The organism is Clostridium estertheticum, from assembly GCF_018861295.1.
Classification (GTDB): domain Bacteria; phylum Bacillota; class Clostridia; order Clostridiales; family Clostridiaceae; genus Clostridium_AD; species Clostridium_AD estertheticum_D.
Map to the genome: position 1 here is coordinate 159,775 of NZ_JAHLDM010000005.1, position 13,040 is coordinate 172,814.

The 13,040-nt window shown below is 32.3% G+C and carries 11 protein-coding genes, 2 tRNA genes and 1 riboswitch; of the genes, 8 read left to right on the plus strand and 5 right to left on the minus strand.

Features of this window, described 5'->3' with window-relative positions:
* Positions 1 to 37 precede the first annotated feature (37 nt).
* Entirely contained in the window at positions 38 to 1,474 is a 1,437-nt protein-coding gene (gene proS / locus KPL54_RS07560; protein ID WP_216105988.1) for a proline--tRNA ligase, read from the minus strand.
* A 253-nt stretch (positions 1,475 to 1,727) separates the two neighbouring features.
* The gene (locus tag KPL54_RS07565; protein ID WP_216105989.1) at positions 1,728 to 3,071 is read right to left on the minus strand and encodes a M28 family metallopeptidase; all 1,344 of its coding nucleotides are present in this window, start codon (positions 3,069 to 3,071) and stop codon (positions 1,728 to 1,730) included.
* Between the two features lie 203 nt (positions 3,072 to 3,274).
* On the opposite strand from KPL54_RS07565, the gene KPL54_RS07570 reads away from it, so the two are divergent.
* Both KPL54_RS07570 and KPL54_RS07575 read left to right on the plus strand, forming a co-directional pair.
* Positions 3,275 to 5,437 carry a Tex family protein gene (locus tag KPL54_RS07570; RefSeq protein ID WP_216105990.1) on the plus strand — a complete coding sequence of 721 codons (2,163 nt, stop codon included), beginning with the start codon at positions 3,275 to 3,277 and terminating at the stop codon, positions 5,435 to 5,437.
* A 57-nt stretch (positions 5,438 to 5,494) separates the two neighbouring features.
* Positions 5,495 to 5,674: riboswitch (FMN riboswitch) on the plus strand.
* 88 nt (positions 5,675 to 5,762) lie between these two features.
* Positions 5,763 to 6,392, plus strand: coding sequence for an ECF transporter S component (locus KPL54_RS07575; RefSeq protein ID WP_216105991.1), 630 nt, complete (start codon positions 5,763 to 5,765; stop codon positions 6,390 to 6,392).
* Positions 6,393 to 6,697: 305 nt separating this feature from the next.
* Here the strand turns inward: KPL54_RS07575 and rimI are convergent, their stop codons facing one another.
* The 3 genes from rimI to tsaE are packed head-to-tail and all read right to left on the minus strand — an operon-like array spanning position 6,698 to position 8,308.
* A complete protein-coding gene (rimI, locus tag KPL54_RS07580) occupies positions 6,698 to 7,147 on the minus strand; it encodes a ribosomal protein S18-alanine N-acetyltransferase (RefSeq protein WP_216105992.1) in 450 nt (149 codons plus the stop codon).
* Positions 7,140 to 7,853, minus strand: coding sequence for a tRNA (adenosine(37)-N6)-threonylcarbamoyltransferase complex dimerization subunit type 1 TsaB (tsaB, locus tag KPL54_RS07585; protein WP_216105993.1), 714 nt, complete (start codon positions 7,851 to 7,853; stop codon positions 7,140 to 7,142). The genes rimI and tsaB overlap by 8 nt, the downstream gene beginning before the upstream one ends.
* Complete coding sequence (gene tsaE, locus KPL54_RS07590; RefSeq protein WP_216105994.1) at positions 7,850 to 8,308, minus strand: tRNA (adenosine(37)-N6)-threonylcarbamoyltransferase complex ATPase subunit type 1 TsaE; 459 nt, start codon at positions 8,306 to 8,308, stop codon at positions 7,850 to 7,852. The genes tsaB and tsaE overlap by 4 nt, the downstream gene beginning before the upstream one ends.
* Before the next feature lie 208 nt (positions 8,309 to 8,516).
* Here tsaE and KPL54_RS07595 point away from each other — a divergent pair.
* The 6 genes from KPL54_RS07595 (at position 8,517) to queG (ending at position 13,014) form a co-directional block, all read left to right on the plus strand.
* Positions 8,517 to 8,592 (plus strand) — tRNA-Trp (locus tag KPL54_RS07595).
* Between the two features lie 45 nt (positions 8,593 to 8,637).
* Positions 8,638 to 8,713 (plus strand) — tRNA-Trp (locus KPL54_RS07600).
* Between the two features lie 122 nt (positions 8,714 to 8,835).
* Positions 8,836 to 9,816 carry an NAD(P)/FAD-dependent oxidoreductase gene (locus KPL54_RS07605; RefSeq protein WP_216105995.1) on the plus strand — a complete coding sequence of 327 codons (981 nt, stop codon included), beginning with the start codon at positions 8,836 to 8,838 and terminating at the stop codon, positions 9,814 to 9,816.
* Positions 9,817 to 10,361: 545 nt separating this feature from the next.
* On the plus strand, positions 10,362 to 11,273 hold the full coding sequence (gene cysK, locus KPL54_RS07610; RefSeq protein WP_216105996.1) for a cysteine synthase A: 912 nt from the start codon (positions 10,362 to 10,364) through the stop codon (positions 11,271 to 11,273).
* A 150-nt stretch (positions 11,274 to 11,423) separates the two neighbouring features.
* Positions 11,424 to 12,008, plus strand: coding sequence for a serine O-acetyltransferase EpsC (gene epsC, locus KPL54_RS07615; protein ID WP_216105997.1), 585 nt, complete (start codon positions 11,424 to 11,426; stop codon positions 12,006 to 12,008).
* Positions 12,009 to 12,021: 13 nt separating this feature from the next.
* Complete coding sequence (gene queG, locus KPL54_RS07620) at positions 12,022 to 13,014, plus strand: tRNA epoxyqueuosine(34) reductase QueG (protein ID WP_216105998.1); 993 nt, start codon at positions 12,022 to 12,024, stop codon at positions 13,012 to 13,014.
* Positions 13,015 to 13,040: the final 26 nt, after the last annotated feature.

Here is a 13,040-nt window from a genome sequence, read left to right on the forward strand (position 1 = left end):
ACGATTTTTATTTGCATTTTAAATTTAAGCATTGGATTTAATAAGCTCTTCCCCAGATAACATTCGCTTTAGCTGGTTTACCACAACATAAGCAAACACCTGCATCCTCTGGTTGATCAAATGGCATACATCTAGATGATGCGCCAGCAACTTCTTTTACTTTTTCCTCGCAAGCGAGGTCTCCACACCAAGGGGCATTAACAAAACCTAAGGTCTTATCAAGAATTTCTTTTAATTCTTCAACAGTTTTTGCACTAAAGGTTCTAATATTTTGTGCATCGCTAGCTTTTTCAAAGAGAGATTTTTGAATATCAATTAGAAGTTCTGGAATTTTTGATTCTAGTTCATCCATAGGAACAAATAATTTTTCACGGGTATCTCGCCTTACTAGGACTACTTGATTTTTTTCTATATCTTTTGGTCCAACTTCAAGCCTAAGTGGAACACCTTTCATTTCATATTCACTGAATTTCCATCCAGGCATTTTATCGCTAATATCTATTTTTACTCTGGCAACTTTTGATAACATATTCTTAAGTTCTGTTGCTTTTTCAATTACGCCTTCTTTATGTTGTGCAACTGGCACGATCATAAGTTGAATTGGAGCTATAGCTGGTGGAAGTATTAGACCATTATCGTCACCATGAACCATAATTAAAGCACCTATAAGTCTTGTAGACATTCCCCAAGAAGTTTGGTGAACATAAGCAAGTTTACCAGTTTTATCTGAATACTGGATGCTAAAAGCTTTTGCAAAACCATCGCCAAAATTATGAGAGGTTCCACATTGTAGTGCTTTACCATCATGCATTAAACTTTCAATTGTGTAAGTTTCATTTGCTCCAGCAAATTTTTCTTTTTCTGTTTTTTTACCTTTTATAACTGGAATAGCAAGGGTTTCTTCGCAAAATTTAGCGTATATATTAAGCATTTTAAGAGTTTCTTCTTTTGCTTCTTCCTCAGTTGCATGTGCGGTATGGCCTTCTTGCCATAAAAATTCTGAACTCCTAAGGAAAGGTCTTGTGGTTTTTTCCCATCGTACTACAGAACACCATTGATTATATAATTTAGGAAGATCGTTGTACGATTGAATTATTTTTGAATAGTGATCACAAAATAATGTTTCGGAAGTAGGTCTTACGCAAAGCCTTTCTGCGAGTAGTTCATCACCTCCGTGTGTTACCCAAGCAACCTCTGGAGCAAAGCCCTTAACGTGGTCTTTTTCCTTTTCAAGTAAGCTCTCAGGAATGAACATTGGCATATATACATTTTCATGTCCTGTATCTTTAAACATTTGATCCAATATTTTTTGAATGTTTTCCCATATTGCATAACCATAAGGTCTGATTACCATGCAACCTCTAACGCTAGCATAATCAGCAAGTTCTGCTTTTTTTACAATGTCGGTATACCATTTTGCAAAATCTTCTTCCATAGAGGTAATCGATTCTACGAATTTCTTTCCTTTTGCCATAATTATTTTCCTCCTGTTTAATAAAAAATTTAAAATAAATACAAAAAAACTCGCATCCCGAAAAGGGACCGAGTATTACCTGCGGCACCACCCTAGTTGATATAAAAAAATAGCTACGAAAAGATCTAATTTCTATTAATACTTTTCGTTCTATTGGGCATATTTACTTCTAATAATAGGGCACTTTAAAATTAATCATAGAATAAAAATAATCATATGTCAAGAAACAATTCGTGATTATTCTTAATATCTATTAAGTGTTTTTAGTGCTCCTATTATAAAGCAAAGAGAATATTATAATCCCAATTATAGAAATAAGAAAACATTCTTTATAATATAAGATAATGAAGTCTCCATTAAAGGTACATTTAACTATAGCATTAGATGCTACATTATAACATCTTTCTATGGCAGTTAAACTTATATGAGCATAAGTATCTTTTGGTGTGTGTATACGCGTCATATCATTGTCACAAAATGTTATAGCGTCAATATTTTGCTTCCTAAAGCTCTCGTGGTCACTTGCATCTTCAAAAAGATAATTGAAAAAGATTTTTTCGCTTTCACATGTCTTTGAAATTGATTTTATAAAAGGCGTTTTAGTTGTATCATTTTTTGACCCCATGATGCATAGAGGTATAGGATTATTACTTCCAATCATGTCGAAATTAAAAACTTTACTATTTTTTATATAAGCTTTATATTTTGTGATAAATTGAGATGAACCTAAGCAACCGAATTCTTCTGCATTAAAGCCTATGAAAAGAATGCTACGATTTGGTTTGCCAAGTGAAGTTAAGTACTTGCTCATTTCTAGCATAAAAGAAAGTCCGGATGCATTATCTAGAGCTCCATTATATATAGTACCATTTAAATCTGTGCCTATATGATCAAAGTGCGCGGAAATGATTATTGGAGGACTAGATGTGTCCGTGCCTTCTAAATAGCCCATAACATTACTTACAGTGGTTTCAGAGACCTCATATGGAACAAAGCAATCGACTATATTATCTTTGCCTATTAAATCTTTAAGTCTTGTAAGGGATTGCTTAGTGACCATAATATACATGTTGTACTTTGATCCACTAATAAAAGAACTTCTAAAAGATAAATCATTGTTAGGGGGAACAAACAATATGAACGGGCCGTCCGCTGTACTTACTTTTATGTAGTTATTATTTATTTCGGTAACATTAGCTTTGTTAAAGGTTAAATGATTTGTTCGAAAGTTTACCATATCTTCTTTGAAATCCTTGCTATAAACAAAATCTTTTATTAAAATTCCGTCTTTACCGGATACTTTTAAATATGGACTACCTTTAATTGTTTTAGGATACTTTACCTTGAAGTTTTGAAGTTCATTACCTTTATAAGGTTTTAATCCGCTCTTTTTCAATTCGGTGTTAATGTATGTAGCGATTTCTTGATTTTCTAAAGTGCCAGGCAATCTACCTTTAAATTGGTCGGATGAAATATACTTTATATTTTGGTCTACATTTGTAGGATTGAACCTGTATAAGGTATAATACATATGCGCACTATAAAATAATAATAAAAGACAAAATATTAAAAAAAACAAACTAATTAGTTTTTTCATAAATTTCTCCTAAAAATTTCTATATTCTATATAGATATGCGGGTAGAAATCGTGGTATGATTAAATAAGTTAATTTTAGCTGTTTAAGCTTAAAAATATAAATTATGTGAGGAGGATTGGCTATTAGTCATAAGATAATAAATAAACTAACATACAGATTGATATTTATTTTGTTTATGATGATTTGTAGGTAGCCAAAAAATATGGAGAATATAAATAGTAGATTAATTAAAGAGTTTGCAATAACTATGGAGCAGGCGGAAAGTGTAATTCAATTATTAGATGAGGGGAATACAGTTCCTTTTATAGCTAGATATAGAAAAGAGAGAACTGGTGGACTTGATGATATAATACTTAGAAATTTCACAGAGAGACTAATATATCTTAGAAATTTAGAGGAAAGAAAAGCGGATGTAATACGTCTTATAGGTGAACAAGAAAAACTGACTGAAGAAATTGAAAAATCAATAAATAAATCTGAGACGCTTACAGAAATAGAGGATATATATAGACCATATAAGCCTAAAAAAAGAACAAGAGCTATAATTGCAATAGAAAAGGGTCTTAAGCCACTGGCAGAAACTATTTTTAGTGGTGAATTTAAAGGTGATATAAATGAGTATGCAGAGGGGTTTGCAAACGAAGATAAATTAGTGAGTAATGCTTTAGATGCACTTGCGGGTGCTGGCGACATAATAAGTGAAATGATTTCAGATGAAGCTGATTATAGAAAGTGGATTAGGGGCCAAGTACATAACTTTGGAAGCGTAGAAACTAAGGGAAGTTCTGAGGAAACTACTCCATTTGAAATGTATTATGAGTATAAAGAAGGAATTAAAACTATACCGCCACATAGAATTCTTGCTATTAATAGAGGGGAGAAAAGTAAGATACTTTCTGTGAAAATTAAGGCTGATAATGATAAAATTATTGATTATTTAAGAAATAAATGCTTAAAGGGTAATAGTGAAACAGATAAATTTATAGAACTAAGTATAATTGATTCTGTAAAAAGACTTATATTCCCATCAATTGAGAGAGAAATAAGATCTGAATTAACAGAAAAGGGTGAAATAGGAGCAATAGATATATTTAAAGCTAATTTGAAGGCTTTATTAATGCAGTCACCTATAAAAGGGAAAGTGGTGCTAGGTTTTGATCCTGGATTTAGAACTGGGTGTAAAATAGCAGTGCTTGATGAGACAGGTAAGGTTTTAGATATTGCTACGGTATATGCGACTGCTGGTAGTCAGGATGGCGTTAAAAAATCTATAGCTATTATTAAAGATTTAGTAATTAAAGATAATGTAGAAGTAGTGTCACTTGGTAATGGAACGGCTAGTCGTGAATCAGAAGAAATATTAGCCCAAATTATTACAGAACTTAAGCAGGAATGTTCAAGAGATTTGTACTATGTTATAGTATCAGAAGCAGGAGCATCAGTGTATTCAGCGTCAGAGCTTGCATCTAAAGAATATCCAGACATAGATGTATCAATTAGAGGAGCTATTTCCATTGGCAGAAGGCTTCAAGATCCATTAGTAGAACTTGTAAAAATCGATCCTAAAGCTATTGGGGTTGGTCAATATCAACATGATGTAGCACCTAAGAAACTTGATGAATCCTTAAAAGGAGTTGTTGAGGATTGTGTTAATGCTGTTGGTGTAGATCTTAATATTGCAACGCCTGCACTTCTTGCATACATATCGGGAATAAATGCTGCTATTGCTCAAAATATTGTAGCATATAGAGAAGAAAATGGTAAGTTCAAGGCTAGGAAAGAATTGTTAAAGGTTAAAAGACTCGGGGCAAAGGCATATGAACAATGCGCAGGCTTTCTAAGAGTTATGGAGAGTAATGAATTTTTAGATAACACTTCAATTCATCCCGAGTCTTATAATGCTACTAAAAAATTATTGGATTTTTTAAACTATACAAAAGAAGATCTTAAATCTTTAAATTTCAAGGATATGGATGAGAGGATAAAAGACATTAATTTTAATGAACTTGCATTAAAATTAGAAACAGGTGCTCCAACTCTTAGAGATATTATTAAAGAAATTAAAAAGCCAGGTAGAGATCCAAGAGAGGAATTACCAAAACCAATATTAAAGACAGGTGTAGTTCAAATGAAGGATCTTAAACCAGGCATGAAACTTATGGGGACAGTTAGGAATGTATCTGATTTTGGCGCATTCGTTGATATTGGAGTTCATCAAGACGGATTAGTGCATATAAGTCAACTATCAGATAAATTTGTAAAACATCCATTAGATGTGGTTAGTGTTGGAGATATAGTAGAAGTTAGCGTAATTGAAGTTGATGAGAAAAGAAAAAGAATATCATTATCAATGAAAAATCAGTAATGAATATCTTGCTTTTTTTGTAAAACGTGTATATAATCAAATTATAAAATAAAATTTAATAATCTTCAGGGCGGGGCGAAGTTCCCCACCGGCGGTAAAGCCCGCGAGCCGTAAAGGCAGATTCGGTTTAATGACATTTTGGAAGGCGTTTTTCCTTCCAAAGTCATTAACACAGCACCTTTAGGTGCTGATCAGATCCCGAAGCCGACAGTAAAGTCTGGATAAAAGAAGATGTGATATATGTGAATTCGCCCTGATATAGTTATATATCAGGGCTTTTATTATATCCATCCCTTAAAGATATATTTAAATAGGGGGTATAAAAATGAGAGACGAAAAACTTATTAAAATGATCAAAATTTCACTTTTAGCTGTTATAGCTTTTCTTTTAATGTACATTGAATTACCAATACCTATATTTCCTACATTCCTAAAAATAGATATTAGTGACTTACCAGCGCTTTTAGGGGCATTTGCATTAGGGCCAATAGCAGGAGTTATTATTGAACTTGTTAAAAATATATTACATGGAGTGTTTGCAAGTAGTACTGCGCTAGTAGGAGAATTCGCAAATTTCCTAGTAGGTTCATGTTTAGTATTAGTTTCTGGGTATATATATAAGATTCGTAAAAGTAAGGGTGGAGCCATTGTTGGATTGCTAATAGGAACAATTGTTATGTCAATTTTTGCATCGATATTAAACTATTTTGTTATATTACCTTTATATGAGTCGGTATTAAAATTCCCAATAACTGGCATTATAGCGGCGGGATCAAAAATAAACCATAACATTACAAATTTAAATTCTTTTGTTGTTTGGATGATTCTTCCTTTTAATATTCTTAAAGGAATAGTATTATCTGGAATGACTTTAGCCTTATATAAGAGTGTTTCTCCTATGCTTCATAAAGAACACATAGAAAGTAAATACAGAAGTAAACAACAGAATTATTAATAGAAATACAAAAGACTAGCATTTATTTGCTAGTCTTTTGTATTTCTACCTACTATATAGATATGCATAGCAGTATGAACTTTCTCCGAAAGTGACTCCAAATAAGAAGAGCAGAAACAATTGGAATTCCATTTAAAATTCTTCTTTTGTAGGTAAAAATTCTCGTGAGACTTCCTGAAAGGAAGGCTAGCGAACCGGCTGCAAGCCGAATGTGAGCGTTAGAGAATTTTTACTTACAAAAGATTAGAATTTCTTAATGAAATTTCATGTTTCAAGCTCTTATTTGGAGTCGCGCAGGAGAAACTTCATAGGTTACGATTCCACATGATTACAGCATCTTCGCCGTTGTCTTCGTAATAATTACGCCTTAAACCTTCTTGCTGAAAACCATATTTTTCATATAAGTTTATAGCAATAAAATTTGAACTTCTAACTTCTAAGGTTATTGCAGTAACTTTATGTTTCCTACAAATCCTAAATAAAGCCTCAACAATAATATTGCCAGCTCCATTGCCACGAGCCTGGGGGTGAACTGCAATATTAGTTACATGAGCCTCATCTATAATTACCCACATTCCGCCATAACCTACTATTGTATTACCTTTTTTTAATACAACATATTTAGCAAACTTATTATCTAGTTCACTTTGGAGTGAGTCTAAGCTCCAGGAAATAGGAAAGCTTAACTCACTAATATTGAGTATGGCTTTAATAGATGATTCATCCATTGGGTAAATTTTAAAGTCGTTATTCATTTTTATTTTGCCTCATCTTTTCTTCATACTCACGCTCAGCTTGAGGTTTGCGTAGGTAAATAGGGACGGATGCATATATGTCATCAAAAGTTCCATTAGATAAAAGCTTAAGACCTAATTCTCCAAGAGAGGTTGCCTTAGCTAGATTTAGATGATCCGGTGCAAAAATTACCTTAGGTAAATTTGTTATAAGTTTTTCTTTGAATTTTAAGGTCCCATCTCCTACAAAGGATATGTTACAATCCTTATCTTTAAGCATAGTTATTAATTCGTCTATTGATATATTAATGTAGTCACTGATACGATTAAGTTTTTTATCCTCAAAGGTATAAAGAGCGGTATAAACATTATCTCTTAAGGCATCTAGTATAGGACAAATAATTCCATCCGTATAAGCTAAGTTATATGCTAAAGAATCCAAGGTAGATACGGTCACAAAGGGCTTATTTGTGCCTTGGCTTAGTCCTTTTATGGTAGCCATACCTATTCTAAGGCCTGTGAAGGAACCGGGTCCCTTTGAGGCTACAAACGCGTCAATATCATCTATGCTCATTTGCGTATTTTTGAATAATTCATCAATTATAGGCATGAGTATTTGGGAATGTTGTTTTTTATAATTAAAGGTTATTTCACCAAGGACTTTGTTATCGTCGAGGATTGCACAAGTTGCAGATTGCGTGGCAGAATCTAGACTTAAAATTTTCATAGTATTATCTCCTTTACATAATCGTATCTTTTATCAGAATACTCAATACTGATCTTTCTATAATTATCGCAAAGCTCAGGTAGCTTTTCTATAGTTATGGTTAATTTGTTTGGTGGAATTATTTCTTCAATGTAATTAGCCCATTCAATAACACTAACTCCATCACTAAATATATATTCATCAAAGCCTATAGCTTCTATTTCATCGGGGTCATTTACTCTGTAGACATCAAAATGATATAATTTTAATCTTCCAGTATATTCATTTACAATAGTAAAAGTAGGACTTGTAATATTGTCTTTAATATCTAAGCCTTTAGCAATTCCCTTAGTTAAATGAGTTTTCCCGGTGCCTAAGTCACCAATTAAGCAAATTATGTCACCTGAATTCACAAGTGAGCCTATTAACTCTCCTATTTTATAAGTTTCGTCAACTGTAGTTACTATGTATTCCATAAGTTTCACCTCATTAAATATTTTATCCTAAAACATAAAAAAAGAAAAGGGCTAAATCATCTCCTGCGGAGCTACATTATTAACGACTTCACAAGGAGATTTATACTCCCACCTATAGAAGCGGGAGACTAACCTTGTGAAATGTCGTTAAAGATATAAAAAACTCTTGCATTTTATTATAAAACGTGATAAGATTTAAATGTATTTTAGGGGTATAGCTCAGTTGGTAGAGTAGTGGTCTCCAAAACCATTGGTTGTAGGTTCGAGCCCTACTACCCCTGCCATTTTTATGTTTTAGGTTTTATGTTTTTCGTCTTAAAAGTTAATAAAGGGGTATGGCTCAATTGGTAGAGTAGTGGTCTCCAAAACCATTGGTTGTAGGTTCGAGTCCTACTACCCCTGCCAGATAAAACCTGTGAAATTATTTTCACGGGTTTTTACGTTTTATTATAATAAAGTGTTAAATTTAATATTAATTATTTCAAAAATAAGAAACAGGTTAAGATGCCTGCAACTGGAGGTATATAATGCAACAATATGACATAGTAGTAATTGGAGGCGGTCCAGCAGGCCTTGCAGCTGCTATTTCAGCTAAAGAACATTATGAAGGTAAAGTTTTGATTTTAGAAAGAGAAAAACAATTAGGTGGAATCTTAAATCAGTGTATTCATAATGGATTTGGTAAAAATATTTTTAGTGAGGATTTGACGGGACCAGAATTTGTACAGAAGTTTATAGATAAAATTAAGGAACTAAATATTTCATATAAATTAAACACTACTGCTTTAAATTTAAGTGATACTAAAGAGATCAATGTTGTGAACTCTGAGATTGGAACTTTCAAAATTTGTGCGAAAACTATAATAATTGCTACAGGATGCAGAGAGAGGCCAAGAGGATTTTCAAATCTGCCAGGTAGCAGATGTGCAGGTATTTACACTGTAGGGTGTGCACAGAAATTTGTAAATATTGAAGGCTATATGCCAGGAAAAGAAATAGTTATATTAGGCACAGGAGACATTGCATTAACAGTAGCGAGAAGGCTAACAATTGAAGGTGCAAATGTTAAGGCAGTAATTGAGAGCAAAAACGTTATTGATGCAGTTGATAAAAAATTATGTGATTCACTAGAGGATTTCAATATACCATTAAAAATGATGCATAAGGTTGTTGATATTCAAGGGAAAAGTAGAATCGAAGGTATTACTTTAGTAAAGATTGATAGTAATAATGAAGTTATAAATGGCAGTGAGGAACGTATTTCTTGTGATGCATTACTTTTATCAGTAGATTTATATCCTGATAATGAACTGGCAAAGCAAGCTAGGATAGTAGTTAATTCATCAACAGGACGAATTAAATTGAATGAAAATTCACAAACAAACATAGGTGGTATTTTTGCGTGTGGAGGGGTAGTTCAGGGGTATAATTTTCATGAAAGTGTGGTAAAACAAAGCTATGCTATAGGCAAAAGTGCATCACTATATGCAAACAACTCTGAGATTTAATAAAACAACAGAAATACTATTGACATATTTTAATGTTAAGAATATAATAAAGAAAAGTAATTCATACTGAAATACTAGGAAATACTAGAAAATACTAAGAAGAAGGAAAGTAATATAGGAAGAATTTACAGAGAGAGAGTCCAAAGTTGAGAAGACTCTTATAGGAAAATTATATGAAGTGCCCTTTGGAGTTATGCACCGAACAAGTCATGCAATAGTTTATAACAAGTAAAAGATGTTGTTATTTATTATTGTTTGCCTCTGGTAGGCTGCATCGGGACTCACCCGTTATAGTGATAGAGCATACCGTTGTGCTTGAAAAAGTGGCGTTATAATCATTTTGGTGGTTGTAACTTAGAGTGGGACCACGAAGTAAAACTTCGTCTCTAATAATAGAGGAAGTTTTTTTTGTACCCAAAAACATATGAAATATTACAAAAATAAACAAATATGTGTCACTTTTTCATATTATGAGATTATACAAATGCAAAAGTATGGATAGCTTTTAAAGGAAAATTATTTATTTTAAATTGGGGGGTATTATTATGATGTATAACAATGTTTTAGATATGATAGGTGGAACACCGGTTTTAAAGTTGAATAAACTAGTGAGTGGTGACATAGCTGATGTATATGTGAAATTAGAAAAATATAATCCAGCTGGAAGTATAAAAGATAGGGCAGCTCTTGGTATGATAGAAAAAGCTGAAAAATTAGGATTACTAAAGGAAGGTTTTACGATAGTTGAACCAACTAGTGGAAATATGGGAATAGCTTTAGCGATGATTGGTAGAATTAAGGGATATGATGTAATTATTGTAATGCCAGATAGCATGAGTGTTGAAAGACGTAGTTTAATAAAAGCATATGGCGCACAACTTGTCCTTACAGATGGTTCAAAGGGAATGAAGGGTGCTATAAATAAAGCAAAAGAAATATCAGACGGAGATTCTAAATTCTTTTTACCACAACAATTTGTTAATATAGCAAATCCAGAAAAACATTATGAAACTACTGCAGAAGAAATTTTTAGTGATATAGCAGATGTAGATGTTTTTGTAGCAGGAGTCGGAACTGGTGGAACAATTACTGGAGTAGGCAGAAGATTAAAAGAATTTAATAAGGAAATTAAAGTTGTTGCAGTTGAACCAGCAAAATCGCCAGTATTATCTGGTGGCGAACCAGGACCACATAAAATCCAAGGTATAGGAGCAGGTTTTACACCAGATATTTATGATAGTAGTGTAATTGATGAAATAATGCAAATAACTGATGAAGAGGCTTTCGATATAGCAAAAAGGCTTGCTAAAGAGGAAGGTATATTAGTAGGAATTTCAACAGGAGCTAATGTTGCAGCAGCAATTAAACTTGCTAAAAAATTAGGTAAAGGCAAAAAAGTTGTTACAGTTGCTCCAGACGGTGGAGAAAAGTATATTTCAATGGGTATTTATGACTAATTAGGGTAAGATATAAACATTTATTTCTACTCTATAGATAAAAAGCACATAGAAATAGACTAATGTGAGGGTTTAAGAACATATAAATTCATATTTAAAAATATGAATTTGTATGTTTACAAACTATAATTCTATAGGAGGAATTAATGTATGTTTAAAACGTTACGATATGATATAAATAATATATTAGAAAAGGATCCAGCAGCTAAAAATTGGGTTGAAGTAATATTATTATATCCATGTATTCATGCTGTAATAGTATATAGAATAGCCCATATGTTATATAATCATAAAATATTTTTCTTAGCTAGAGCTATATCTCAAATAGCTAGATTTTTTACTGGAATAGAAATTCATCCAGGGGCTAAGATTGGAAAAGGATTTTTTATAGATCATGGAACGGGAGTAGTCATTGGAGAAACTACGGAAATTGGAAACAATGTAACTTTGTACCAAGGAGTTACTTTAGGGGGAACAGGCAAGGACACTGGTAAAAGACATCCTACTTTAGGAAATGATGTTATAGTTGGCGCCGGTGCAAAGATTCTTGGTCCCATTAAAATAGGTACAGGTAGCAAAGTTGGTGCAAATGCTGTAGTTTTAAAAGATGTATTACCAAAGGCCACTGCTGTAGGGATACCTGCTAGAGTTATTTTTGTAAATGAATTAACAATAATTGAGATTAAAGACTACGCAGGCAATACTAAAAGAATGTACAATGATATGGTGATATAAAGGGAATGAAAATATGAGTGTTAAAGATGATATAATTAAGTTTTGCAGCATAAATGGTTTAGATGTTATAGGGTTTAGCGAATGTAGGATTTTTCATGAGCTAAATCCTTATTTTGATAAGAGAAAAAAACTAGGTCTAGAAAATGAGTTTGAAGAGAAAGAGTTAGATAAAAAGATAAATCCATTTATATATATGGAAGATGGGAAAACTATAATTTCTATTGCATTTCCATATTTATATGATAACAATATAAGTGGAAAGGTATATTTTTCAAGTTATACTATGGGAAGAGACTATCACCTTGTATTAATCGAATACATGAAAAAGATTTGTACATATATTGAGTCTCTGGGTGCAAAAGCTATGTATTTTGTAGACAGTAATGCGCTGCCTGAGAGGTATATCGCAAGCCTTTGTGGATTAGGATTCATAGGAAAAAATAATATGTTAATAACGAAGAGGTATGGATCATATGTTTTTTTAGGAGAAATTATAACGGATTTAGTGATAGAGCCAGATGAAAGCGTTACGCAAAAATGTGGTGATTGTGAAATATGTCTGTCATCATGTCCTACAAGTGCTATAGTTAAAGGGAAAGTTGGAATAAATAATAACTCTAATATATGTTTGTCCTATATAACTCAGAAAAAAGATATAGAGGACTTATGGTTTGAAAAACTAGATGGAAGGCTATTTGGTTGTGATACTTGCCAGAAAGTTTGCCCATACAATAAAAAGGTTGAATTAAGTCTTATTAAAGAATTTAAACCTTATGAACATATGAAAACACCTGAGCTTAAGGTATTGATGAATATTGATAATAAATTATTTAAAGATATGTACAAAACAACTTCTTGTGGATGGAGAGGTAAAAATATTATTAAAAGGAATGCAATTATTAATGCGTTTATTATTGAAAAAGTTGAAATTATAGCCCTGCAGAAGGATACATCACCTTATATAAGAGATTATTATTATAGACTTTTAAAGTTTTTCAAATTATAATATTTCTATAGTCATTATTTATGAAA